24 protein-coding genes are annotated in these 24,503 nt (G+C 31.1%); 7 read left to right on the top strand and 17 right to left on the bottom strand.

Translation table 11 applies throughout. The features are described from left to right. The first annotated feature begins 18 nt into the window (after nucleotides 1-18). The 5 genes from FF52_RS07955 (at nucleotide 19) to FF52_RS07935 (ending at nucleotide 3,352) form a co-directional block, all read left to right on the top strand. Nucleotides 19-984, top strand: a complete 966-nt coding sequence (locus tag FF52_RS07955) for a KpsF/GutQ family sugar-phosphate isomerase (protein ID WP_008464447.1) — start codon at nucleotides 19-21, stop codon at nucleotides 982-984. Then, nucleotides 984-1,799 (top strand): twin-arginine translocase subunit TatC, encoded by an 816-nt coding sequence (gene tatC / locus FF52_RS07950; RefSeq protein ID WP_008464445.1) that lies wholly within the window; start codon nucleotides 984-986, stop codon nucleotides 1,797-1,799. Before FF52_RS07955 ends, tatC begins: the two co-directional genes overlap by 1 nt. Further along, the gene (locus tag FF52_RS07945) at nucleotides 1,792-2,142 is read left to right on the top strand and encodes a carboxymuconolactone decarboxylase family protein (RefSeq protein WP_008464444.1); all 351 of its coding nucleotides are present in this window, start codon (nucleotides 1,792-1,794) and stop codon (nucleotides 2,140-2,142) included. Before tatC ends, FF52_RS07945 begins: the two co-directional genes overlap by 8 nt. 160 nt (nucleotides 2,143-2,302) lie before the next feature. After that, the gene (gene lptB / locus FF52_RS07940; protein ID WP_008464443.1) at nucleotides 2,303-3,043 is read left to right on the top strand and encodes an LPS export ABC transporter ATP-binding protein; all 741 of its coding nucleotides are present in this window, start codon (nucleotides 2,303-2,305) and stop codon (nucleotides 3,041-3,043) included. A gap of 81 nt (nucleotides 3,044-3,124) precedes the next feature. Continuing rightward, nucleotides 3,125-3,352, top strand: coding sequence for a DUF5808 domain-containing protein (locus tag FF52_RS07935; protein ID WP_008464442.1), 228 nt, complete (start codon nucleotides 3,125-3,127; stop codon nucleotides 3,350-3,352). A 16-nt stretch (nucleotides 3,353-3,368) separates the two neighbouring features. On the opposite strand, the gene FF52_RS07930 is transcribed toward FF52_RS07935, so the two are convergent. Both FF52_RS07930 and FF52_RS07925 read right to left on the bottom strand, forming a co-directional pair. Next, nucleotides 3,369-4,223, bottom strand: a complete 855-nt coding sequence (locus tag FF52_RS07930; RefSeq protein ID WP_008464441.1) for a glycoside hydrolase family 25 protein — start codon at nucleotides 4,221-4,223, stop codon at nucleotides 3,369-3,371. Between the two features lie 9 nt (nucleotides 4,224-4,232). Continuing rightward, complete coding sequence (locus FF52_RS07925) at nucleotides 4,233-4,943, bottom strand: CDP-alcohol phosphatidyltransferase family protein (protein WP_008464440.1); 711 nt, start codon at nucleotides 4,941-4,943, stop codon at nucleotides 4,233-4,235. A 277-nt stretch (nucleotides 4,944-5,220) separates the two neighbouring features. On the opposite strand from FF52_RS07925, the gene FF52_RS07920 reads away from it, so the two are divergent. Together FF52_RS07920 and FF52_RS07915 are read left to right on the top strand one after the other, a co-directional pair. Then, on the top strand, nucleotides 5,221-6,204 hold the full coding sequence (locus tag FF52_RS07920; protein WP_008464439.1) for a PorV/PorQ family protein: 984 nt from the start codon (nucleotides 5,221-5,223) through the stop codon (nucleotides 6,202-6,204). A 33-nt stretch (nucleotides 6,205-6,237) separates the two neighbouring features. Then, nucleotides 6,238-7,374: a DUF4105 domain-containing protein gene (locus tag FF52_RS07915; protein WP_008464438.1), complete on the top strand. Its 1,137-nt coding sequence runs from the start codon at nucleotides 6,238-6,240 to the stop codon at nucleotides 7,372-7,374. Nucleotides 7,375-7,379: 5 nt separating this feature from the next. Here FF52_RS07915 and FF52_RS07910 read toward each other — a convergent pair whose 3' ends face one another. From FF52_RS07910 to FF52_RS07840, 15 genes are all read right to left on the bottom strand, one after another. Continuing rightward, entirely contained in the window at nucleotides 7,380-8,774 is a 1,395-nt protein-coding gene (locus tag FF52_RS07910; protein ID WP_008464437.1) for a sugar transferase, read from the bottom strand. Between the two features lie 64 nt (nucleotides 8,775-8,838). After that, the gene (locus FF52_RS07905; RefSeq protein ID WP_008464436.1) at nucleotides 8,839-10,179 is read right to left on the bottom strand and encodes an O-antigen ligase family protein; all 1,341 of its coding nucleotides are present in this window, start codon (nucleotides 10,177-10,179) and stop codon (nucleotides 8,839-8,841) included. Continuing rightward, complete coding sequence (locus FF52_RS07900) at nucleotides 10,176-11,258, bottom strand: glycosyltransferase (RefSeq protein WP_008464434.1); 1,083 nt, start codon at nucleotides 11,256-11,258, stop codon at nucleotides 10,176-10,178. Before FF52_RS07900 ends, FF52_RS07905 begins: the two co-directional genes overlap by 4 nt. Next, complete coding sequence (locus FF52_RS07895; RefSeq protein ID WP_008464432.1) at nucleotides 11,255-12,373, bottom strand: glycosyltransferase family 4 protein; 1,119 nt, start codon at nucleotides 12,371-12,373, stop codon at nucleotides 11,255-11,257. Before FF52_RS07895 ends, FF52_RS07900 begins: the two co-directional genes overlap by 4 nt. Further along, on the bottom strand, nucleotides 12,373-13,371 hold the full coding sequence (locus tag FF52_RS07890; RefSeq protein ID WP_008464430.1) for a glycosyltransferase family 2 protein: 999 nt from the start codon (nucleotides 13,369-13,371) through the stop codon (nucleotides 12,373-12,375). Before FF52_RS07890 ends, FF52_RS07895 begins: the two co-directional genes overlap by 1 nt. Beyond that, the gene (locus tag FF52_RS07885) at nucleotides 13,368-14,393 is read right to left on the bottom strand and encodes an exostosin domain-containing protein (protein ID WP_008464429.1); all 1,026 of its coding nucleotides are present in this window, start codon (nucleotides 14,391-14,393) and stop codon (nucleotides 13,368-13,370) included. Before FF52_RS07885 ends, FF52_RS07890 begins: the two co-directional genes overlap by 4 nt. Nucleotides 14,394-14,423: 30 nt before the next feature. Continuing rightward, the gene (locus FF52_RS07880) at nucleotides 14,424-15,389 is read right to left on the bottom strand and encodes a hypothetical protein (protein ID WP_008464428.1); all 966 of its coding nucleotides are present in this window, start codon (nucleotides 15,387-15,389) and stop codon (nucleotides 14,424-14,426) included. A 2-nt stretch (nucleotides 15,390-15,391) separates the two neighbouring features. Continuing rightward, nucleotides 15,392-16,921 carry a glycosyltransferase family 2 protein gene (locus tag FF52_RS07875; protein ID WP_008464427.1) on the bottom strand — a complete coding sequence of 510 codons (1,530 nt, stop codon included), beginning with the start codon at nucleotides 16,919-16,921 and terminating at the stop codon, nucleotides 15,392-15,394. Further along, a complete protein-coding gene (locus tag FF52_RS07870; protein WP_008464426.1) occupies nucleotides 16,918-18,078 on the bottom strand; it encodes a glycosyltransferase family 4 protein in 1,161 nt (386 codons plus the stop codon). The genes FF52_RS07875 and FF52_RS07870 overlap by 4 nt, the downstream gene beginning before the upstream one ends. A 34-nt stretch (nucleotides 18,079-18,112) precedes the next feature. Continuing rightward, a complete protein-coding gene (locus FF52_RS07865) occupies nucleotides 18,113-19,213 on the bottom strand; it encodes an acyltransferase family protein (RefSeq protein ID WP_008464425.1) in 1,101 nt (366 codons plus the stop codon). Next, nucleotides 19,200-19,397, bottom strand: a complete 198-nt coding sequence (locus tag FF52_RS23875; RefSeq protein ID WP_008464424.1) for a hypothetical protein — start codon at nucleotides 19,395-19,397, stop codon at nucleotides 19,200-19,202. The genes FF52_RS07865 and FF52_RS23875 overlap by 14 nt, the downstream gene beginning before the upstream one ends. Before the next feature lie 522 nt (nucleotides 19,398-19,919). Beyond that, nucleotides 19,920-20,801, bottom strand: a complete 882-nt coding sequence (locus FF52_RS07855) for a hypothetical protein (protein ID WP_008464423.1) — start codon at nucleotides 20,799-20,801, stop codon at nucleotides 19,920-19,922. Further along, nucleotides 20,801-22,234 (bottom strand): MBOAT family O-acyltransferase, encoded by a 1,434-nt coding sequence (locus FF52_RS07850; RefSeq protein ID WP_008464421.1) that lies wholly within the window; start codon nucleotides 22,232-22,234, stop codon nucleotides 20,801-20,803. The genes FF52_RS07855 and FF52_RS07850 overlap by 1 nt, the downstream gene beginning before the upstream one ends. Nucleotides 22,235-22,240: 6 nt before the next feature. After that, a complete protein-coding gene (locus FF52_RS07845) occupies nucleotides 22,241-23,638 on the bottom strand; it encodes a UDP-glycosyltransferase (RefSeq protein WP_008464418.1) in 1,398 nt (465 codons plus the stop codon). 42 nt (nucleotides 23,639-23,680) lie between these two features. After that, nucleotides 23,681-24,499, bottom strand: a complete 819-nt coding sequence (locus tag FF52_RS07840) for a polysaccharide pyruvyl transferase family protein (RefSeq protein ID WP_008464415.1) — start codon at nucleotides 24,497-24,499, stop codon at nucleotides 23,681-23,683. Between the last annotated feature and the right edge of the window lie 4 nt (nucleotides 24,500-24,503).

Here is a 24,503-nt window from a genome sequence, read left to right as displayed (position 1 = left end):
AATTTTAAATATTCTGTTTTGATCACAAAAGAAAATATATTGGCGATCGCCAAGAAAACAATACTCTCTGAAAGTGAAGCAATTACAAAACTAATTGATTTTTTGGACGAAAATTTTTACGAAGCTGTCCAACGCATATACGAATCTAAAGGACGTCTAATCGTTACAGGAATTGGAAAAAGCGCCATTATTGCTCAAAAAATGGTAGCCACTTTTAACTCAACTGGAACCCCTTCTATGTTTTTGCACGCCGCAGAAGCTATCCACGGAGATTTAGGAATGATACAAAACGATGATGTTATTATTTGTATTTCTAAAAGCGGGAATAGTCCAGAAATTAAAGTCCTCGTACCTTTATTAAAAAGATTCGGAAATACTTTGATTGCCATTACAGGAAACACAACTTCATTCTTAGCAAAAGGCTCTGATTTGGTTTTAAATACAACTGTTGACACAGAAGCTTGCCCTATCAATTTAGCTCCAACAAATAGTACTACTGCTCAACTTGTAATGGGTGACGCTTTAGCAGTTTGTTTAATGGAAATGCGTGATTTCAAACCAGAAGATTTTGCGGTTTATCATCCTGGAGGTGCTTTAGGAAAAAAATTACTGCTTCGCGTAAAAGATATGATCGAGCATTCATTAAAACCAGCTGTTACTCCGGACACTTCTATCAAAAAAACAATTTTCGAAATCTCTGAAAAAAGATTAGGAGTTACTGCAGTAATTGAAGACAATAAAATTGTTGGAATTATTACCGATGGAGACATCCGAAGAATGCTAAACGACGTAGATACTATTGCAGATTTAACCGCAAAAGATATTATGTCAAAAAATCCAAAAGTAGTTTCGTCTGAAACTATGGCTGTGGATGCTTTAAATATTCTAGAAGACTTTTCAATCACACAATTGATTGTTGCGGATAATGGAGAATACAAAGGAGTTTTACATTTACATGACATTTTAAAAGAAGGAATCGTATAATGGCAAAGAAAAATCTTGGCGAGATGTCATTTTTAGATCATCTTGAGGAATTAAGATGGTTATTGGTTAGAAGTACACTTGCAACAATTATAATGGCAATTGTTACTTATTTTATTAGTGATTATTTATTTGATCAAATTATTTTGGGTCCAATTAGACCAACATTCTTTACGTATGTTTGGTTTTGTGACTTATCTCATTCATTAGGATTTGCTGACAGCATCTGTATTACAGAACTGAATTTCATTATTCAGAATACCGAAATGGAAGGCCAAGTAAACATCTTTGTTTGGATGTGCCTTCTAGCAGGTTTTATTTTGAGTTTCCCTTACATATTGTGGGAAATCTGGAAGTTTATCAGCCCAGCACTTTATGAGAAAGAAAGAAAAAATGCAAAATTATTCATCTTTGTTTCTTCTTTACTTTTCTTTTTAGGAGTATTATTTGGGTATTTTGTTGTAATTCCGATGTCGATAAACTTCGTTGCAACATTCTCTGTAAGTGATGTCGTAAAAAACCAATTCACGCTGGAATCTTATATGGGAATGGTAAAAACAAGTATTTTGGGAAGTGCCATCTTTTTTGAACTCCCAATTGCCATTTATTTCTTAACAAAACTAGGATTAGTTACTCCTGAATTCTTAAGAAAATATTGGAAATACGCTGTAATATTGATTTTGATCATCGCTGCTATTGTAACACCACCTGATGTTGTGAGCCAGACTATTGTTGCAATTCCAATGTTAATTATTTACGAGGTTAGTATCCTAATTTCGAAGATTGTCTATAAAAATAAATTAAAAGAAAATGTCTGATATAGTTCAAGAATTTAACGACTATCGTTCTAGAATGAACGAAAAACTGCTTGCTGACAACAACAAAATTGTAAAGCGAATTTTTAATCTTGACACTAATGCATACGCAGAAGGTGCTCTTGACGTAAAAACGAAAGAACTTTTAGGTTTGGTAGCCTCTACAGTTTTAAGATGTGACGACTGTGTAAAATACCATTTAGAAACAAGCTATAAAGAAGGTGTTTCTAAAGAAGAAATGATGGAAGCAATGGGAATTGCCACTCTTGTTGGAGGAACAATTGTTATTCCTCATTTAAGAAGAGCTTACGAATTCTGGGAAGCACTTGAAGAGCAGGGCAAATAATTAGAGAATAAAGATAATTAGTCAATTAGATAATTTTCATACGATATGTTAATTCGTTTAATTGATTAATTTATTTTATCTTATTTTGCCAACAGAGATAATAATTATCTCATTATCAAATTGACACATTATCTAATTAAGATATTATCTAATTAAAAAAATGAAGCTAAGAGCCGATAATTTAATCAAAACCTATAAAGGACGTAGTGTTGTAAAAGGAATTTCTGTTGAAGTAAATCAAGGAGAAATTGTGGGGCTTTTAGGGCCAAATGGAGCTGGAAAAACAACGTCATTCTATATGATTGTAGGATTGGTAAAACCAAATCAAGGAAATATTTTTCTTGATGATTTAAATATTACCGACTACCCAATGTACAAACGTGCTCAACAGGGAATTGGTTATTTGGCACAAGAAGCTTCTGTTTTTAGAAAATTAAGTATTGAAGACAATATCTTGAGCGTTTTACAATTAACGAAACTTTCTAAAGAAGCTCAAATTGCTAAAATGGAAAGCTTAATTGAAGAATTCAGCTTAGAACATATTCGCACAAACCGAGGCGATTTGCTTTCTGGAGGCGAGCGTCGTCGTACCGAAATCGCGCGTGCATTGGCAACTGACCCTAAATTTATTTTATTGGACGAACCTTTTGCTGGAGTTGACCCTGTTGCGGTTGAAGATATTCAGCGAATTGTAGCGCAATTAAAAAATAAAAATATCGGAATCTTAATTACCGATCACAACGTTCAGGAAACTTTAGCCATTACGGATAAAACATATCTAATGTTTGAAGGAGGAATTCTAAAAGCTGGAGTTCCAGAAGAATTGGTAGAAGACGAAATGGTTCGTCGTGTTTATCTTGGACAAAACTTCGAGCTTCGTAAAAAGAAATTGGAATTTTAGAAAAAAGTATTCAGTCGCAGTCTCAGTTTACAGTCTCAATAGAAACTGAAAACTGTGACCGTAACTGCAAACTAATTTAAAATGAAATCAGAAAAACCAACTCAGGAAGATTACGATAATTGGCATAAAGACCCAAAGAATTGGTATTTCTTCAATACCTGTTATTATAACCCAAAAGACAAAAGATTGCTTCCTCCTAAAAAGATTCAATGGATGGGTTATACTATAAATTTTGCCAATCCGTATTCTGTAATGCTTCTGTTGCCTTTTATAATAATTGTTATTTTGGTTTTATCAAATACTCTCTGAAAACTGAAGGCTTTTATTATTCCACTGTAATAAAATGCAATTGTTCTAAATCGCCGTTGTAAATATTAACATCAACGCGATGTTTGATTCCTGGCAGAGAAGCTTTTTCTGTAAACTGCCAAAACAGCCAATCATCTTCAATTTTCTCTCTGTAGAAATTATAATTCGCAATCCAGAACAAATAATCTCCGAATTCTTCTTTTAAAAAATCTGAATAATATCTTTCTCCAGAATAAATTATTGGGCGTACTTGATAATGTTTTTCAACTTTATTCAACCAACGTTTCAAGCCTTTTTTTAAACTGTCCAAAGGCTGATTTTTAGGTAATTTTTCAATATCTAAAACAGGCGGAAGATCTCCTTTCTGCAATTTTACTGTTTTAATGAATAGATCTGCCTGTTCAATAGAATTTTCGTTTGGGCGATAATAATGATAGGCGCCACGCATAATTTTATTCTCTTTTGCACCTTCCCAATTTCTTTTAAATTGCCTATCTACACGATCATTTCCAGCAGTTGCACGGATAAAAACAAACTGGACAGGATATTTTTCGTCCAAGATTTCGACTTCTTCCCAATCTACCTTTCCTTGAAATTCAGAAACATCAATTCCAATTACTTTTCCCTTATGATTTTCGAGAACTCGAATATTTCGCACATCAGAAAGATGTTTATCAACCTCATCCTCTTCTAAAACTTTTTCTGTTCTAAAACCTAAATAATAAGCAAGCCCTTTGCGATAATGATAAATTATCCCAATGAATAAAAGTCCGAAAAAAATCAATAAAAGTCCTCGAAAAAGTCTGCTTAGAAAAGATCTTCCAGCTGGTTTTCTTGAATATGTTTTACGATAAGTCGTTTTTCTTGCCATTAAACAGAATTACTTTTTCAAAAAAAGATTATTAATGATCGACAGCAATACATAAAAAGCAATAATCAATGGAATTGCCATATATTGAAGCAACACAATCATTAGTACAGAAATGATCAAAAATACAATTTGAAGTGCGTTTTCTTTAAAACTAAATTTTTTAATTTTTAAAGCAAACAACGGAATTTCAGCATTTAAAATATAAGCACTACACAGCGTTATCACCAATAAAACCCATTGATTGGTTAAAATTTCTAAAACCATTAACGAATCTGAAAATGAAATTACCAAAGGAAGGCTTAAAATAAACAAAGCGTTTGCAGGCGTAGGCAATCCGATAAAAGAATCCGTCTGACGTGTATCGATGTTAAAATTAGCCAAACGATAGCAAGATCCCAAAGTGATAATAAATCCTAAAAACGGAATTGCTGGATGCGATCCTAATTCATGTGCGCTGTTGGTAAACATGCTGTACATCACATATCCAGGCGTTACACCGCTTGTTACCATATCTGCCAAAGAATCCAACTGCAACCCAAGCGGACTTGACACTTTAAATAATCTGGCAAAAAAACCATCAAAGAAATCAAAAAAGATTCCTAAGCAAACCATATAAAAAGCCATTAAATAATCGTTCTGAGAAACATAAACAATTGCGACACAACCGCAGAAAAGATTTATTAATGTAATTAGATTTGGGATATGCTTTTTGATATTCATAGCTTAAAAATTTGATAATGGCAGAGAACAAATTTAGTATAATAACTGGATGCAAAACGAGTTTTTTCGAGAGTTTTTTATTTCGAAGCGCGACTTTGGGAATATTTAAGCAAAGGAACTTATTAGATGAGTAAAATATTATATTTTTGATAAAAATTTTTAAAACAGGCCTCGATCTGCAAAAACATATACGTTGAAGAAATATTTAGTGTTTTTATTCTTTTGGAGTTGTACTTTTCAGTATGCACAAACCGTTCGAAAATATTCGAATGAATTTATGAATATTGGGGTCGATGCTGCTGCTCTTGGAATGGCAAGTGCCGTAACTGCCTCTTCAAATGACGTAAATGCAGTTTACTGGAATCCAGCAGGTTTGACGCATCTCGAAGATCATCAAATCGCTTTAATGCATGCCAGCTACTTTGCCAATATTGCGCAATACGATTACATTGGTTACGCAAGTCCAATTGACGACAGAAGTGCTTGGGGAATTTCGATGATTCGTTTTGGGGTAGACGACATTATGGACACGACGCAATTAATCGATAATCAAGGAAATATTGATTATAATAGAATCAGCCTCTTCTCTACCGCAGATTATGGTTTTACTTTTTCTTATGCAAGAAAACTGCCTGTTGACGGATTTCAATACGGTGTAAACGCAAAAGTAATTCGAAGAGTAATTGGAAAATTTGTCAATTCGTGGGGTTTTGGATTTGATATTGGACTTCAATTTGAAAGAAATGATTGGAAATTTGGTTTAATGCTTCGCGACATCACTACAACTTACAACGTTTGGAATATTGATGAAGAAGAATATGAAAAAATCGCCAATGCAATTCCGGGAGAAAATAATACTTTGCCAGAAAGCACAGAGATAACATTGCCAAAAGCACAATTTGGAGTTTCAAAAAGATTTGATTTTCATAACGAATGCAGTCTTGTGACCTCAGCTAACTTAAATATGCGTTTTGAACAGACAAATGACATTATTTCTTCAAAAGCTATAAGTATAGACCCAGCTCTAGGGTTTGAGTTTGGTTATACCGATTTAGTTTTTGTGCGCGCTGGAGCAGGAAACTTTCAGAATGTAACGCAGCTGGATAACACCGAAAAAGTAAATTTTCAGCCTAATATTGGTTTGGGATTTAGATATAAAGGCATACAAATTGATTACGCTTTGACTGATTTAGGAAACCAAAGTACCGCATTATATTCTAATATTTTTTCGTTAAAAGTAGATTTGGGTATCTTTAGATAATTAGAAACCATAAAACATTTAAAATTTTAAATCATGAAAACTGTCATGTTCAAAAAAGCACTTTTTATTTTATTATTCTTAGCAAGTTTTATTGGTTTCAGCCAAAGTTTACCTTTATCTAAAGACGCCAAAATAAGCATTTTGACTTGCGGACTTGGAAATGAGACTTATTCTTATTTTGGACATACCGCTGTTCGAGTATTTGATCCATCAAATAATATTGATATCGTTTATAATTATGGCGCATTTGATTTTAGAACCCCTAATTTCGTTGCCAAATTCGCGAAAGGCGATTTACAATATTTTATTATTACTCATCCTTTTTCTGATTTTATAAGTGAATATAGCAATGATAAACGAAGTGTTTATGAACAAGAACTTCTCATTGGTCTTCCTTTAAAACAAAAAATATTTGACAATCTGAATCATTCTTTATTTTCTGAAGAAAGATATTATACTTATAAATTTATTGATAAAAATTGCACCTCGATGGTTGTTGATGTTATAAATAAATCACTAAATCAAAATGCAATAACTAAAAAAGGAGACACAGACAAGACCTATCGTTCTATCCTATTTCCTTATTTTGACGGACATTTTTATGATCAATTAGGAACTAGCATTATTTTCGGAACTAAAGTTGATCAAATGGGAACCAGAATTTTCCTTCCATTTGAATTGAAAAACAGTTTAGATAAAACCACTTTCCAGAATAAACCTCTTGCAGCTAAAAGCAAAACGCTATTAGAATTTACGAAAGAAACACCGAAATCTTGGTGGAATAACATTTACACATATCTCTTTATTCTGCTTTTTGTAATCTTTGCTAGAAACAAAACAGTAGATAAAATCTATTTTTTGATTTTATCCTTAATGGGGATATTCTTTGTAATAATGGGATTTTATTCATTCCACCAAGAGCTGGCGATGAATTATAATGTATTGCTTTTTAGTCCGCTTTTATTGGTTTTAGTTTTGTTTTCAATTTTCAAAAACAAACTATGGACGTATCGATTTTCGCTGATCAACTTTGTCCTGTTAGTGATTTACTTTTTATTTTTAATCAATAAGGCACATTTCTTTATCACTTTACCGTTGATCATTACAAGCGGAGTGGTTTTAGTGCGAACCGCAATCCGCAACAAAAAACCAATTCCGATTATAATCTAAAACTTTTATTGACCCCTGTAGAATAAAACCGTCGTAATGGTTTTGAAAGTAATACTTAGGTCGAGAAATATGCTTCTGTGTTTGATGTAATACAAATCGTACTGAAGTTTAACCAAACTTTCGTCAATTGATTCTCCATAAGAATAATTAACCTGTGCCCATCCAGTAAGTCCAGGTTTAATTACGTGACGTGTTTCATAAAAAGGCATTACAGCGGCAATTTCCTCAACAAAAAAAGGACGTTCAGGCCTCGGGCCAATTACGCCCATATCTCCTTTTAAGACATTAATAAATTGAGGAAGTTCATCAATTCTAGACTTCCGCATAAATTTACCAAATGGAGTAACTCTTTTGTCATTATGAGTCGCAAAAACAGCTCCATTTGCTTCTGAATTCTCAGTCATGGTTCTAAACTTATAAATCTCGAAGACTACTCCATTTTTCCCTACTCTTTCTTGAGTGTAAAAAAGGCTTCCTTTATTGGCAAATAGATTGCAGAGGAAAATTATCGGAATAAAAAATAGACTGATTAAAAGCCCCAGAATAGAAAACATGAGTTCGATAAGACGAACCAAAGACAAGTACAGTTTATTACTATTACTTCTGCTAAAGGGGAAAAATCTATAAAAATCTCTTTCTATGTGATGAACAGGAATTCGCTGTGTTTTGCTTTCGTAAACTTGTGTGTATTCGCGTATGATATATCCTTTTTCTAATAAATGAAGGAGCTGCTGATATAGGTCGGAAGTGATACCATCTGTTTTCTGAGAAGCAATTACAATTTCTGAGACATAATGTGTAGAGACGAAACGTTCTAAATCTTCTTTCTTTATTTCGCTTACATAATGAAAATCTAAATTTTCATCTGCAACAGAATCGGAATTAACGAAACCAATAATTTTGTAATGCGGATCAACGCTTTCCAATCCTAAGACTAATTTTTCAACTTCACTTTGATCACAAATCAAAACAACATTTTGCGAAAAACGATGAGAGGCTAGGAAATAGCAATAAAACAAACGCCAAAGCAATAATGTAATTAATATTGTAAAATAAAATATTACAATTACTAATCTTTGTTTGGGCAGTACCGGAGAAAGAACAGGCGTAAACAAATAAGCCAAAACAGTGGCTGTTGCGGTAAAAACGACATTTTGCAGAATCTGCAGATGATTGCTTGCTACCTGTAGATTATAGATTTCAAATATTACACCAAAGACAAAAAGATAGCTGACTAGTAAAAGTATGCTAAGCGAACTACTTAAATCAAAGGCGAAATAATGATAATCAAAGATTGCGCTTAATAAATATAAAGCAAATACAATAAAAACAGCATCGAAAGAAAGGAGTAAGATCTTCCTCTCCGAGATTTCGAAATGCATTTTCTTTTTTGATAACATCTCTTGTAGGTTTTAATTTGGTTAGGGCAAAGCAAATGTATCGCAAAAAAATATAACTAATCTATTAATTTTCTGTTTCTTCGGGAATTTTTATTTGCACTGAAAGTAGGCATAGTGCGTATACAAAAGCAGGGGCAGCTATTCGCATTGCCGCATGGTTAATAGTCAGTATCCAAAATATAAAAAATGATAGAAAATACAAATGCTGCTTGTTATTTATATAACTCACGATTGGTGTAAAAAAAAGAATTAAAAATGCAAATATGCCAAATACTCCATGTTCTGCACCTAGCCTTGTAATTTCACTGTGTGAAGCTACTTCCTGTCCTAATTCTTCAACTCGCTCAGATTTACTCATTCCAGCTCCTACGCCAAAAATAGGATTTTTCAAAAACAAATTTATTTCTGCATTCATAACCTCTTCCCTGCCTCCTAAACGATCTTTTTTCTCTCTCCCACGAGCATCTTTATTGGCATATCGTTTCTCAATTAGTCCATTTGTTCGTAAGGAACTGTAAGTCCATATTGCAATAGACATTAAACCCGTTAAAGCAAAAACTACAATAAATTTGCTCTTCCCTCTAGCATTAGAGAAATAATAAACAACCGCAAAAAGACAAATAACCATTGCTATTGCAGTGAAAACTCCTCCTCTTGAAAAAGTTACAATACCTCTATAGCTTATGAAGATAAGTAGGCTTCCATTAATAAAAATATCTTTTTTAGTTTTCGAAAATAAAATTAATTGCGTAAAGAATATAAAAATTCCAAGACCCAAAATAGTCGAAACCTGATTCGGACCAAAACCTCCAGAGGTTTCAAAATTTGACTGTGTTCCTGTTACAACATCTTTTATGCTTGGTGTGTATAAAAACAAATATACCGTAGTGCTAATAATAGGAAGTCCCATTGTAATTAACATATTCTGCAAATCCTTAAATAGAATTCTCCGTTTAAGCATATACAAAGAACATACGGCCAGACAAACAGGCCCGGATAGATTAAAGAAAAGAACCTTTTTTACATCAATAGATAGATTGGCAGTTGTGCTAGTAATTAAAATAGCTGGCAGTAATAAGGCAAGAAAAATTATATAGATGATTGCATCTCTGGAAAAATTGCTGTACATCATTCCATAAAACATAAAGAAGATAACGAGAAATTTGACATATTCATTATTAAAATTGCCATATGTCATTCTGAGAAAAACTTCTACTCCTATTAAGTATGCGGCAACAAAAAGTGCCTCATTATTCTTGTTTTGATTTTTATAGACTATATAAAAACCAATTATTGGAATTAAAGCACTATAAATTTTCGACAAAAAAGGAATAATAAAAACCGCAAAAGCAATGAAGGCATGAATTAGAATAAGGAAATTATATGAAATTGAATTATTTTTCATCTTATTATTTTAAGATATTCGACAAGAACTGCTTCTAGAATATTATTTTCACTATACATTCCTACAACAGAGCCTTTTAACTCCTCTGCTAAAATCAACCTTAACCCTTCATTTTGTGTTATTTTTTGAAATTGAGAAAATAGTTCATTCTCATTTTCAGGATCAAACAACAACCCGGTTTTACCATCTTCTATAATTTGCTGGCAATAACCTGAATTTGTAGACAAAACAGCTAGATTTGAGAAACCGTATTCTATCAGTGAAACTGGAAAACCTTCGTATGCTGAAGCCAAAACTCCAATAGAACATTGTGATAAGACAAAATCAACGTCGCTTATAACTCCGTAAAAAAACACATGACCATCGAGGTCATTAGTTTTTATAAAATCTTTTAATTTTTCAGAATACAAATCTAAATAATCTCTTCCTGCAAAATGAAGACTCCAATTGTCTTTATGCAATTTTAAATCAAAAAAAGCTTTTAAAATCTTAAAATGGTTTTTGGGATTTTTTAAATTTGCTAAAAGTATAATTCTTTTTCCCTGACTCCCTTTCAGATAAGTATTTTGTAATGTAAAATTTGTTTCTTTTATTATAAAATTTGGAACAAAGACTACTTTATGACAGTTTAAATTTAATTCGCTCCACTTTTTTAATTCATGGTTAGCTGCAAAAATTTTACTAAAAAAAAAGGAAAGAAAAACCAACATTCTATGGTGTTTTTTTGATTCGCGTGCACGATTCCCATAATGATCATGCCAAACAATTTTAATTTTTGGAAAAGTAATTTTAACCAAAGACGCAATAAAAAAAGAGGAACTATGAGCGTGAAGAACATCAATCTTATTTTTTTTTATAAATTTTCTTAATAAAAAAACAGATTTCAGATCGACTATTTTCCTTCGATTCAAAAAGAGATAAGGAACATTTTTATCTAATTGATGCAGCAAAAGTCCTTCGGCACGAGTTGCAACCAGCCCAGAAAAATCGATTTTTTTAGAAAGCGCATTTGCATAATTGACAGCCATTCTTTCTGCTCCGCCAATTTCTAAAGAATCTATAATTTGAACGACCCTCATTCAATCACAAGTTTTTTAATTTCAGATTCAAACAAATCTGTCGTATAATTCTGAGACCATTTTACGGACGCTGTACTTGCCTTTAAAAACTGCTCATCATTTTCAATAATTTTTTGTATTTCACTAACGTCCTTTTTCAGATCCATGCTAAGTAAAAGGCCTCTTTTTCCAAAATCAAGCATGTAAGGAAGACATGAAATCTTAGTTGTAATAGGGACACATCCCCAAAACATACCTTCTGCAATTGTTTTGGGCCAGCCCTCGCTTTTTGAGGGCAAAATTACAAAATGACTTTCTTTATAAGCTTCTTTTACAACATTTATATTTTGGTTGCCATGTAAAAAAACACTTTCTTCCAATTTATTATTTATGATATAATTTTCTAAAGATATTCTTTCTGATCCTTCTCCATAAATATTTAAAATGACATTAAATTGTTTCTTTTTTAGTTCATCTATAACTTTTAAAGCATATAATGGATTTTTACCTTCTACTAAACTTCCAGTAAAAATAAACCTCGATTCGTTTTTTAAATCTAATTTGTCAATGGCTTGCTTTTCTACATCAGAATAAGTAGCAGTAAAAAATGACTTTATATTTTTGGATTGATTTTCCCAATTGCCATATACCAAAACCTGCATATTCTTGGTTAAGAAAGTGTTGTTTAAAATATACTTCTGCAATTTATACGTCCAGGGTTGCTTACTTTTCGGATCCCAATTTCCTGCATATTTGGCAGTCTTTTTTTTCCATGGAAAAAGAATTTGAACCAAACACCCCAATAACCCCATATTTCCTGGACATCTTAAATGAATATGATCTGCTTGATACATTACAAAAAAAATTTTCCAAAAAACAACCGGCATTTTAAACATGGCGTAAAAAACATTTATTAATCCTATAAAATTAAATTCTGGAACCTTTTCAAAATGGATCTTTTGGTGTTTATAAGCGGCATCAATTGCCGTTATTTTATTATTCAATAATGGTGCTGCAATCAAAACTTCATCAACATAATTAAGCCAGATATCCATTTCTCGAACATATGGACCATACCCAAAATATTTATTGTCTCTTTTATTATGATTAACATGAGTAATTATTCCAAACTTCATTATTGCATTTTAGGTTTATTAAACAATAAAATCCACCAGCCAATTATTCTGCCAAGACTTTCATCAAAAGCAGCTTTCTTATTCTTTTCAGTTAAAATGTTTGTGAGACGAATAAAGGCTAACAATATAACTATTGCATTCCATTTAAATCGATCCTTTACAACGGGTTTCTCATTCTTAATTCTCCAGACATACCAGCCATTTCTAACAACCATTTTACCATATTTGTAATGATTTGGCCGGCCTGACGGCGCATGAAAATGATTTAATTTTACTTGTGTGTTGATAACATTTTTACCGAATTGTAATGCTCTTAGACTATAATCTGCGTCTTCATACAAACCATATCCCTCAAAGAATTTTGAAAATTGAATATTCTGATAAACATTTTTTCGAAATGCCATTGACATTCCGATAAGTAAATCAACTTCATATGTCTTATTATTTAGAGGAAATCCACAGGTTCTTCCATGCGAAAAATAAGGCATCTTTCCAGGTCCTAAATTTGATGCTAATCCTAAGTAATTTCGAACTACATTTCGCAATCCCTCTTTATAAACGTGTTCTTCAAAAGAATAATACTTTTTCTGATTATAAACTGTTTGTAGTTGTTTTTGCTGCCATCTGTTTTCATTAACAGCTATTCCTCCAACTGCTGTTACGTCAGGATTATTCTGGAAAGTCTCGACAATTTTAGCAAAATAATCATATTCTAAAACAGTATCGTCGTCTACAAACGAAATAAATTCAGAATTGGGATTCACCTTAGAGATCCCAAAATTTCTTTGTCTCGTAAGACCTCTATTTTCATTCGAAACTAAAAAATACTTTAGATTTGCAAAGTTTTTTTTTTGCAAAAGGATGTCCGTTTCATCATTTAGAGAACCGTCGATAATTAAGATTTCATCTGGATACAAGCTTTGTTTGCTAACCGATTTTAGCAACTCTAAAAGTGGTTCAGGACGCATATAAGTGCAGACAACTAAAGAAAAAATCATTTTACTTTTGATATTTGTTTTGAGAATTGAATAAAATAATCTATTCTATTTAATTTTTCTTTTATTAACTTTCTATTTCCAAATTGCATCGCTTCAAGTTCTACTTGAGATTTGGCATTATGAAAAGATACTATTTTTTCTAAAAGATTTTTTTCTGAAACCAGCAAACAATGTTTACTCCAATTAATTGTATTGGCAAACGGAAGACGCACATCTGTATCTACTAAAACAGGAATTCTTCCCATGATTAAAGCTTCATAAAAACGAATAGAAAAATTACCATTTCCTCTTAAACAAAAAACATATAAATTATTCTGAATATTGGTAAAGAATTCTAAAGTACTATCTTTTCTATTACCCGCATTTTTTTCTTTGGCTCTATACTTTTTTCTTAGAATAAAATTGCAATCGAGTTTAATACTTTTACTCATTTTATCAAGAAAACGGTATCTTTTATAACTAGACGGGTAAAAGCCATGATAATCCTCAAATTTACCAACTTTTATCGCTCGAAAGTTTCTACGCAGATAAAGAAAATATTCTTTAAAAAGTTTTAAAATTGAGCCGTCGGCATTACCAACAAAACCGATATTTGGCTTTGTTTTTTTTGGCAATGTATAAAAATCGTTTGTCATGATTTCATCGTAGGGATCATTTATAAATGCAGGCATGATTTGAGAATTAGTATTCATCTTTGAATCAAATCCTCCAAATCTAAATGTTTTAATGTTACTGCCTTGCAAATCTACACCAAAATCTCCAGCTGCATAAACCCAAATTTCAATTTCATATTTTGAAGCTTCATCAATCCATGTCTGAAGATATTTTTTTTGATCTCCATGTAAAAAAGAAATTATATCAACTGGAAATATCGCAACATTCGCGTCTTCTAAAGATCGTGTAAAGCAAAAATGTTCCTGCGTTTTGGGATTCGGTTTGTAAACCATATCGAAAAGCAATGGAAATATTCTTTTCCTATTATCTTCATTTAAATACTCATGATCAGTATATACTTTAATCATCTTATAATTTTGTAAAACGTTTTACCAATATTATTGGGTTATTATTTTAAAATTTGAATTACCAATTATAGCCGCATATTTTGAAAAATTGCTATTATGCATTTTATCCTGCATGACTAGAAAAACCTTTTCGCTGTTTATTATAAAATAAAAATCTATAAAGGTTTTTGCATGCGAATCTAAGTCATTAGGTCCTAATTCTATATGAGTTGGGGCTCCTTTTAAAACTTTATAATTCGTATTTTCTTTTATTGCTTCTAAAAAAGAAATACTGTCAGACAAAACATAAATCTCGTTACCTTGATGTATTAAGGCCTCTACATCAATCGATTTTAAAACCTTCCGAAGTAAAATTTGTCTTTCTTCATCGTCTAAGACCAAACTTACAGTATCTGAAAAATCCCCTAAGAGAGAAGTAAAACGAGTATGGAAGACAATATATGGAGTAATCGGTAAAAAACGCAATTGTTCTTTAAGATAATTTGATGTTTTGAAAAGTTCGTCATAATTATTTCTCCAAATTTCGTTTAATGCATCACGGCTTTTATCGGGAAACAAAACTGGCAAATAGTCTACATTACTATATACAAAAAATGTTTTTGACTTAGATTTTCGAATAATTTTTAAGGGATTTTTATCAAATTCATTAACCAAGTATAAAATTTTAGACGAAAACAGATAAAATTTTTCATCTTTTTCTATCGCTTCCCATTCAACTTGATTCGACTCCAAGAAGTATGACAATTGAAAAGGATGTTTAAAAATTATCTTAAACTCATAATCCAGCATTTTTGCAATTTGATAGAATGAAATGATTCCTTTTAATCTGTCAACCAAACCGCCATGCGAAATTCTGCCGTCAAAACATATAATTATTTTTGGCTTACTATCAGCGTTTATCCAGACACCTTTTCTAGAATGCGAGCCAATCAAAATCACTTTCTTAAGCCATTTTGATATTGTTTTTGTTATTCTAACTTTAATTTTACTTATCATTATTAAAGTAGTTTTTTACTCCACTTAATACTAAGATTCCATTTTTGTTTAGATTCAGTATAAAAATTAAACCATTTAAATAATGATTTCCCTTTAAGAGTTTTAATAAACAATAAAGTTCTATATCCAGAAATCTGTTCTAAACTAAAATATTTCTGTTTGACATACATTATGGTTGGTGAAGGTTTTGGAAATTCTCCTTCATTTTCCCACGGAAAAACAAACTTAGTTCTAAACCCTCCCATTGGAGCCTTTAAGTGCGTAATCTTTAATTCTGGAAAATAGATAATATCATTTCCTCCATTTCTAAGCTGTAATCCAAAATCAGCATCTTCTCCATAGCCAAATTCTAAAGCCATATTAAATTTAACAGAACTTAAAAATTTAGATTTTAAAAAACTATTACCTGAGCCGAAAATTCCTGATTGATGTATGATTTTAAACTTAAAAACTTCATTATTCTGAAGATAGGAAGTAGTAATACATTCTGCTCCGTATAGCGAAATGTTTTTCAGTGCATTTTCGAGCAGATTAGCTTCAAACCTATTGTCATCATCATTTAAAAACACCCATTCGCTTTCGACTTGCGATAATGCCAAATTTCTTGCATTACAAGCACCCGATTGATGTGTAAAAGTATGTTTAATGATAAATGGCCAGCTTTCTGAAACTAAATAATCAAGCTCGGAAACACTTTCTGGATTTGGATTTTGTTCAATAATAATTACATTGACAGGCAGATGAGTCTGTAATGTTAAATCTTTTAATACATCATATAGATATTGTTTCCTCCCAATCGTGGGAATTATGACATCTATAGTTCCTGTATCTATGACTTTCTTAGAAGAATTTACCTCAATAGTATCTAGACTATCATTTCTAATCTCCCGTTTTTTAAAAAAAAGTCCATATAGTAATGGAAATAATTTAATCTTTCGCTCATATAAAATTAAATTTAAAAATAACACAAGCGACCACCTTGTTTTATAATGCTGTTTTACAAATTGAAATAAAACAAAAAAGTTGTCTTTATATTCAATTAAAGATACTCGTTTGTTGTTGAGTAATTGAGGTTCCGAATAACAGAGAAGCCCCCTAACAGAAGCCAATTTACCCAAAGAAACTAAAAAATAATCGAAGCTTTTTGCTTTTCTAAAATCATTTTTTAAAGCTTTTAAAACAGAAGCATGAAGACCACCTACCCATGAGCTCATCATCCAAGTCGGATAGGTAACGTTTTTGTTAACATTCAAAAAAACAGATTCTTCTATATATCCTATAGCATTATTTAAAAAGAATTTTTCTCCTATATTATAAGAGGCCATTATTTTTCTATGATGAAAAATATCCGAAAGGCTTTCAGAACTTAGGCAGTCTTTTAAATCAATGTGACACCAAATAATAAAGTGATTTTCAAATTTCTCGGCTGCCTCAAATAAAACTTCTGTTGTATTTTTCTGTTGAAAACTAATGAAGCCTTGATCATTTTCAACTTCAACAACTTTATTTTTGTGATGATAAATAATTATCATGACCTTTTATTTGAATTTATAATCTGCTTGTAAAATTGTATGTTGTCTACAACCAGGTTGCTTATATCAAATTTTTCATTTACCCTTTCCTTTGCTGCTTTTCCTATTTGAAGTGCAATCGAATCGTTTTCCAAAATTTCTATTATTCGCTGTGCAAACAATTTATGATTCGTAGGATGCACCAAAAATCCGCTTTGCTGATCTACAATAAGTTCTTCCGCCCATCCCATACTACTGTTAACAACAGCTTTTTGCATTGCCATAGATTCTATAGTTACCATGCCTAAAGTTTCCGCATAAGTTGGAAAAATACAGGAGTTTGCTTTCTTTATATACTGTTGTACTTCTTGATACGGAATTTTTCCAGCATATATTACATTATTGAGATCATCTTCTGTAAATTGTTGCCTCATCAAATCCCATGTAGAGATCGAACCAGTCAAAATATCTGCTGCATCACCACCAATTAAAATCAATTTGGCTTCAGGAAACACTTGACGTACTTTGTTAAAAATCTCGGGCAGCTCTAAAACTCCCTTTTTTCGAATTAAGGTTCCTATGTATAAAATCATTCCTCTTTCAAAATTTTCAGGAGACTCATTCATAAATTTTTCCACTTCAAGTCCGTAATGTATGGTTTTGATCTCTTTGCCTTTAATTTGAAATAATTCCCTAGAAACTTTACCAGCAAATGCTGTTGGAGCTATAAAAGCTTTTGCTTTTGCAACCGCAGTTTTTTCAAACCAAAAGTTTTTACGTTTCTGCGGCCTGTTTTCTAGATGGCAGAAATAGGTATCACTTCCGTGAAAACGAATTACTAAAGGAATATGAAAATTCATAAAAGCAGTAATTCCTGTCCAGTCAGGAGCTTCTAACAATTGAATTTTTTCCTTTTTTATTATTGAATTTATATAGTTTTGAATGTGTTTTCTATGAAAAAACCAACCCAAAAATCTATATTTTTTATTCTGGATTAGATGAATGCTGAGGCCATTTTCCTCTAGAATTTCCTGAGTTTTCTGACCATAAACAAAAACAGTAACTTTAATATTTTTTTGTAGTAAAGCAGTCGTAAGGTTTTTTATACTTGTTCCTATTCCGGCAGCATGCGCCACTTTTGGATGAGGAAATTCGGGGGTTAGAAAAGCTATATGCATATTAAATTGTTTTTGAAAAAACAGTTTTTTTATTTTAATTATTATTTTCTGTCTTTAGAATTATTTTTTTAGCCAAATTCTGAAACGGGATTTCAATCAAACGGTAAGTTACAGTTGAAATAAGGACTGAAAAGGACAAGATTACTATAAATCGTAAGAATAAATTAATTAAGCTATCGTTACAGAAATCAATTAAATGAAACTTAGCTAACCATGCTATAACTATAAAATGTATTATGTAAATACTAAAACTTATTTTGCCAATATATCTTATGAATGATTTAGATAAAAAATTAAGTTTTCCTTTACTCAAAAGAAGAGCAAAAACTACGAAGATTAGACCGAAGATTATATGATTTAAATATAGCAAATCGAATTTTGATCCAATTTGCAATGGAAGCAAAATGAAAAAAGATACAAAATTTTTAGTCTTAACCAATTTTAAATTATCAGGATTTTGAATTAGAAAATATAATATTATACCTAATGCGAAAATTGGTAATTGACTTGGAAAATAATAAAAAATGAATTCTCTCCACAAATATGTGTCTGGAATAAAATTTCCATACTGAAAAAACTCTTGTAAAACCAATTTAGCTAATAAAGTAAAGTTTAAAAATATAACCCCAGAATTTATATTTTCTATTCTTTTAAACAAGAAAGGAAAAAGAATATAAAAAAACATTTCGACTGTTATGGACCACCCACCTGGAACAAGACTATTAATCCAATAAGGGCTTAAGCCATGACAATAAAAAAAATTAGAAATCACATTGCCAATTGTAATATTAGGTTGACTTGCCTGCCAATAAGGAAGATTGTACATTATCCTAAATATATAATATATAATGCCTAAATAATAAATTGGCGCAATTCTAAAAAATCTTCTGATGAAGAAGTTTTTAACTGAACTACTTTCAATTTTACTTCTTTTTTTATATGATCGAAACAAAGTAAAAGCACTGGCAATAAAGAAAAGCTGTACACCTCTAGCTCCAAAACTTAGAAATACAGATAACAGATGAGGCAATTTAAACAATCCCTGCTGAGCGGTATGGGTAATTACTACCATTAAAATAGCTATACCTCTAATAACATCAATGTAATCTAACTTTTCTAACTTAATTACATTCATAACAAAAAGAATCGTTTAATTTTTTTGCTGTAAAAACTTTCGCTCCCATATCATTCATGTGACTGCATGACGAAAAATATTTAGCTTCAGTCACATTGTTCTCATAATTGTAAATTTCAGGATACAGCTGATTAACTTTTTTGAAGTAATCTTTAACTATAGCCTTTTCACACATAGGTGTCATAATTGCAATGAGATTTATATTATTCACTTTACAGATCTTTTTATTATAAAAGGGATATAATAAAAACTATTAAAATCATCCAATTCTTAAAATGTTCCCTAATTGCATAAGATTCATTAAAATAGGGCGAAAATTTTAAAAAAGTTCCATCTGATTTATTTTCAGATTTTAGTATGACATCAACATCAATTATTACATTCTTGATTTTATCCCTTCTAAAAGCAATTTCAGAACCAAGTCAGATTCAAATAGCTTTGAGCCTTACATTCCGAAATTAAATGTTTTTAGCCCTTTATCTGTAAACATTTTTGTCATGAAATGATTATTTGCTCTAGACGAGTCCAACATTACAACATTATAATTTGTTGGTGGCGAATTATAGATAAAGCTAATTTTCACTTCTTTTATTTGATTGCAAATAAGCATATGAATAAACTTTGTCAATTAGAAACGTCAATACAAGAGTTAGTGCTAAAATTTTTAATACATAAAATAAAAAAGTTCTTCATTTCCATATATTAATTATTTCTCAAAAAAATCTTTAATAATTCTGGCCGTAAATAATCGTGCTCCTTCATTTGTCATATGCCCACACGAAGAAAAGTATTTATCCTCTACAACTATATTTTCGTAATTGTGAATTTCTGGATATAGTTTTTTCACTTTATCAAAGTAATTCATTCCAACTACATTTTCACACATTGGCGTCATAACAGAAATAAAATTGATATTATTTTTTTTACAGATATTTTTTATTTCTTCGTAATATTTATTGTGTGGCAAAGGATTTAAATTGACAATATTGTTTTTCATATTGCCATTTTTGTGTTTATCCAATGGATAATATCCTAAGTTATCCAAAGCATTTGTTTTTTCATTTACTTCTATTTTGTAAACTTCTCTAAAACCAATTTTAGAATCAAACTTTACATATCTGTAAAAAGGGATATAATACAATTCGTTAAAGTTTTCTTCTGTCGCAAAATGATCTTTTATAACTTTTGAGCAATGAATATAAGGCATAAATTTTGTTGCAACTCCTTCAGATTCTTGGTCATTTGAAAGATTTAAATCGGCTTCAAGAATTATATTTTTGATTTTATATTTTCTTTCTATCATCAATTTTAACATTAAAGATGCTTCAAATAGGTGTCCTCCACTCATTCCGTAATTAAACGTTTTTAATCCTTTATCTTCAAACATTTGCGAAACAAAGTGATTGTTGGCTCTTGAAGAACCTAAAATTACTACGTCGTATTTCTTTGCTGTAGAATTAAAAACAGTTTCTATTTTTCCACGATTTTTTGATTGCATAAAAACATAAGTATACAATCCGTCCAAAAGAACTGCAATCAGAACTGTTAAAAGAAAAATTCCTAATATGTATGATAAAAACTTCTTCATTAAAACTGGAAATAAATAAATTCTTTATAATCAGAATAAGTTCCGAAAGCAATAATTGCCATAATCGCCAGTGCCATTTTTAGCCAACTTCTTTTTCCTGAAATTGGTTCTACTTTAGTTTTATTATTCCATTCTACCAAAACAAACAGACCAATCATCAATAGTAATTCATAATTATATCGTTCGTTATCTAAATATTGAGGGCTAAACTCGCCATTTGTGAATATTCTTTTTAAATACAAAACTGCATCTATAATAGTTCTTGCTCTAAAAAACACCCAAGCAATACAGGTCAATAAAAATGTGGTTAGAATACTAAACAATACTTTCACAGAATCTAGATTCCATTTTAAAATTATGGAATCCATATTGTTTCTATTACTATTTGAAAGTAATAATGGAAGGAAATAAACAGCATTTATAAATCCCCAAACTATGTATGTCCAATTGGCACCATGCCAAAATCCGCTGACAATAAAAATGATGAATGTATTTCTAATTTTCATCCAAAGTCCGCCTTTGCTTCCTCCTAACGGAATATATAAGTAATCTCTAAACCAAGATGAAAGCGAAATATGCCAACGACGCCAAAACTCGGCTATATCTCTTGAAAAATAGGGGTAATTGAAGTTTCGCAATAAATCTAAACCAAATAATTTAGAAACTCCAAGCGCTATATCTGAGTAACCCGAAAAATCGCCATAAATCTGAAAAGCAAAATAAATTGCTCCCATAATTAATGAAAAAGAATTCATAGATGGATAATGATCAAAAATAGCATTTGCATATACAGCACAAGTATCTGCAATGACGACTTTTTTCACTAATCCCCAAACAATTTGATAAACTCCTTCTTTTGCTTTTTCAAGATTAAATTCGCGTTTTTCTTTTAGTTCCGGCAGTAAATGTGTTGCTCTTTCTATTGGTCCTGCAACTAAAAGTGGAAAGTAGCTTACAAAAAGAGAATAATCAATAAAGTTGTATTCTGCTTTTATTCTTTCATAATAAATATCAATTACATAAGATAATCCATGGAAGGTATAGAATGAAATTCCTACTGGAAGAATAACATTTAGCAAAAATGGACTTACTTTAAATCCAAAAGAAGTGAACATTTCTGCAAATGATGATGCAAAGAAATTATAGTATTTAAAAATTCCTAAAAAGCCTAAGTTTACTGAAATACTAAGCCAGAACCAAAACTTTCTACCTTTTTTGGAGTTACTCTTTTCGATTTGAATTCCTGTAAAATAATCTAGAAATGTAGAGAAAACCAATAAGAATAAAAATCTCCAATCCCAGCAAGAATAGAAATAATAACTTGCTACAATTAATAAAGCATTTTGTGTATTTTTCGTTTTATTGAAGACAAACCAATACAAGAAAAAGACTATTGGTAAAAAAACGGCAAAAGCCAGCGAATTAAAGAACATAAATAATTACTTTTTTAAAATGCTGTTTAAACTTGCCCAAATTTTTTCAGATGCCTGAGTCGGGTTTGGTCCAACGATAATTTCAAACCATTTCTTACTCTCTTTTACGCTTGAAGTTTTTCCGTCAATAATGTCTTTAATAATAGCTGTTAAATCCTTTTTATTTCTGACCCACAAAGCAGCTTCTTCGGAGGGTTGTGATCTAAAATGTATGTATTTGTAGTTTTGTCCAATATCACGAATTCCCTTTTTTAATTGTGGCTGTTCATAATCAAAAAAGAGGCAAGATTTATTGTGTGCAGAAAAATCAAATACCATAGAGGAAGCAATGTTTCCCACAAATTCTGTGTATTCACAAATATTTGTCTGTAGTGCAAAATCTTCTTTTGTTGGCATAATCTCATTCCAGCTTTGCCCAACAGGGCTCCATAATGGATTTATGTTTACAATTATATCCTTATATTTATTTAAAACCTCATCGTAACGATCTGTAAAATCGACAGGACATTTTCTATAAATGATGCCTAAAGAATATCCGTTTTGGTTTAACTCTCTTACCGATAATGCTAAATCTTCTAAATAATATTGATCTAAAGGAGAAGTCACAATATCATCTCCAGAATAGCAAATGTATTTTGTATTAAGATCTAGATTATGTGCTGCAAAAAACTCTTCTTTTGATTGTAAAAGAGTTTTATCAAAATGGCTTTCAAATTGAGGAGTTCCGGTAACAAAAATTTGTTCCTCTTTTACATACGGACAGTACATTAAAACCTCTTTTTTCATGTGCTCACTCCACACAAAATAGTAATCTGTTTCTACTAAAGTTGTTGCTTTTGGAAGATTATCCCATGAAAAAATAAAAGTACCTGTTGGAATTCCTAAATCCTGTGCAGCCAAAATAGAAGCAATTGCTTGAGTTGGACGCTGATTGGTACAGAATACAAAATCAGGTTTGTTTTCTTCCAACTGTTTTTTGCTTTCCTTATATTTACTAGTTGTACGTTCTCCTTTTTTTATCTGCTCACGGACAAACTTTATACCTTTTTCATTAGAACCAAAAGTTGTCAGAACATCAACCATTATACTTTTTACAGCATTATTTATCCCTTTATAAGATTGTGGAAAATTGTAAGTGTTATAAACTACTTCATTAAATTTCTTATCAAAAAAATTCAGCTCCATTCTTTTACGTGCACGACTATAAACTAAAGTCAAAGGATGCACTGACTTTTCCTGAAGCTTTAATTCCTTAAAACCTAATTTCTCTTCAATAGCAAATGGTGTGTTGTTCCAATACGTGATATCAAAACCATTCTTCTCACCAATTTCTTTGAAAGAAGTTAAGGCAAAATTACGAAGTCCTACTCCGTCTGGTAAAAAAATAAAAATGTTCTTTTTCATTAAAAATAAAAATCATTCAAAAAACGATTTGAGAAACAGCATTTATTTAAAAGGACAAACTTTCATTAGTCCATTACATAACTCATCTATTTTTTGTTTTTGAGGAAGGTTTGGTAATGAATCAAAAAGCATATTCATATCCTCTAAAGAATAAACTTCAGTTCTTATTTCTGGCTTATAAAAAGGAATTTCAACAGATTCCATATAATCCTGGTATTTTATATCATCTCCAAAAACCTTATCTGAGAACTTTTGCCAAACGGCTGGAATAGCGTAAGCATGCGCAACAATAATTCCATGAAGAGAAGATGAGACAATTTTTTCGCACTGCAGAAATTCAACCGTTTTTGATTCAATATCATTGGTCATCATATCGATAAGCAGTACTTCTGGATTATTCTTAAACCACTCTTGTACTTGTTTATAATCATTATAATGAGGCACAAAACCAAATTTATATTTTTTTTGGATTTTAGCGTTAAAATACCTTGGTAGTAATAACGCCGGATCTCCATAGACCTCTGGTACATCATACCCAAGATCTATGAGGTATTTTCTTGTCTGTGGCCCTCTAACAGCTAGAAAAATGGCTTTTTTTATTTTTATTTTTCTATCTATAATCCCACTTCCCCAGACAATGCATTTATGGTTGACATTTCCTAAAATACTTCCAATAGTAACATAAATAGGAGCTATAAAATCTAGTATCGAAAACTTTTTTGGCCAGGCAAATACAACTCTTTTTCCAGAAATTTTTTCAATAAGATATTTGCCAAGAACATCACCATAATTTTCTTTGGATTTGCCTTGAATTATCTTTTCATTCCACCAAAAAAGTCTGATTTTGTTTGAAAAAAACATACGA

The organism is Flavobacterium sp. F52 (assembly GCF_000278705.1).
GTDB lineage: Bacteria > Bacteroidota > Bacteroidia > Flavobacteriales > Flavobacteriaceae > Flavobacterium > Flavobacterium anhuiense.
Note: the sequence above shows the minus strand (reverse complement) of the source record. Positions and strands in the feature narration are given on the sequence as shown.

What these genes read in the sequence shown, in the direction of transcription:
- tatC (WP_008464445.1), top strand. Translation starts at nt 984, where the DNA reads ATGGCAAAGAAAAATCTTGGCGAGATGTCATTTTTAGATCATCTTGAG.
- FF52_RS07945 (WP_008464444.1), top strand. Translation starts at nt 1,792, where the DNA reads ATGTCTGATATAGTTCAAGAATTTAACGACTATCGTTCTAGAATGAAC.
- lptB (WP_008464443.1), top strand. Translation starts at nt 2,303, where the DNA reads ATGAAGCTAAGAGCCGATAATTTAATCAAAACCTATAAAGGACGTAGT.
- FF52_RS07935 (WP_008464442.1), top strand. Translation starts at nt 3,125, where the DNA reads ATGAAATCAGAAAAACCAACTCAGGAAGATTACGATAATTGGCATAAA.
- FF52_RS07930 (WP_008464441.1), bottom strand. Translation starts at nt 4,223, where the DNA reads ATGGCAAGAAAAACGACTTATCGTAAAACATATTCAAGAAAACCAGCT.
- FF52_RS07925 (WP_008464440.1), bottom strand. Translation starts at nt 4,943, where the DNA reads ATGAATATCAAAAAGCATATCCCAAATCTAATTACATTAATAAATCTT.
- FF52_RS07920 (WP_008464439.1), top strand. Translation starts at nt 5,221, where the DNA reads ATGAATATTGGGGTCGATGCTGCTGCTCTTGGAATGGCAAGTGCCGTA.
- FF52_RS07915 (WP_008464438.1), top strand. Translation starts at nt 6,238, where the DNA reads ATGAAAACTGTCATGTTCAAAAAAGCACTTTTTATTTTATTATTCTTA.
- FF52_RS07910 (WP_008464437.1), bottom strand. Translation starts at nt 8,774, where the DNA reads ATGTTATCAAAAAAGAAAATGCATTTCGAAATCTCGGAGAGGAAGATC.
- FF52_RS07905 (WP_008464436.1), bottom strand. Translation starts at nt 10,179, where the DNA reads ATGAAAAATAATTCAATTTCATATAATTTCCTTATTCTAATTCATGCC.
- FF52_RS07900 (WP_008464434.1), bottom strand. Translation starts at nt 11,258, where the DNA reads ATGAGGGTCGTTCAAATTATAGATTCTTTAGAAATTGGCGGAGCAGAA.
- FF52_RS07895 (WP_008464432.1), bottom strand. Translation starts at nt 12,373, where the DNA reads ATGAAGTTTGGAATAATTACTCATGTTAATCATAATAAAAGAGACAAT.
- FF52_RS07890 (WP_008464430.1), bottom strand. Translation starts at nt 13,371, where the DNA reads ATGATTTTTTCTTTAGTTGTCTGCACTTATATGCGTCCTGAACCACTT.
- FF52_RS07885 (WP_008464429.1), bottom strand. Translation starts at nt 14,393, where the DNA reads ATGATTAAAGTATATACTGATCATGAGTATTTAAATGAAGATAATAGG.
- FF52_RS07880 (WP_008464428.1), bottom strand. Translation starts at nt 15,389, where the DNA reads ATGATAAGTAAAATTAAAGTTAGAATAACAAAAACAATATCAAAATGG.
- FF52_RS07875 (WP_008464427.1), bottom strand. Translation starts at nt 16,921, where the DNA reads ATGATAATTATTTATCATCACAAAAATAAAGTTGTTGAAGTTGAAAAT.
- FF52_RS07870 (WP_008464426.1), bottom strand. Translation starts at nt 18,078, where the DNA reads ATGCATATAGCTTTTCTAACCCCCGAATTTCCTCATCCAAAAGTGGCG.
- FF52_RS07865 (WP_008464425.1), bottom strand. Translation starts at nt 19,213, where the DNA reads ATGAATGTAATTAAGTTAGAAAAGTTAGATTACATTGATGTTATTAGA.
- FF52_RS23875 (WP_008464424.1), bottom strand. Translation starts at nt 19,397, where the DNA reads ATGACACCTATGTGTGAAAAGGCTATAGTTAAAGATTACTTCAAAAAA.
- FF52_RS07855 (WP_008464423.1), bottom strand. Translation starts at nt 20,801, where the DNA reads ATGAAGAAGTTTTTATCATACATATTAGGAATTTTTCTTTTAACAGTT.
- FF52_RS07850 (WP_008464421.1), bottom strand. Translation starts at nt 22,234, where the DNA reads ATGTTCTTTAATTCGCTGGCTTTTGCCGTTTTTTTACCAATAGTCTTT.
- FF52_RS07845 (WP_008464418.1), bottom strand. Translation starts at nt 23,638, where the DNA reads ATGAAAAAGAACATTTTTATTTTTTTACCAGACGGAGTAGGACTTCGT.
- FF52_RS07840 (WP_008464415.1), bottom strand. Translation starts at nt 24,499, where the DNA reads ATGTTTTTTTCAAACAAAATCAGACTTTTTTGGTGGAATGAAAAGATA.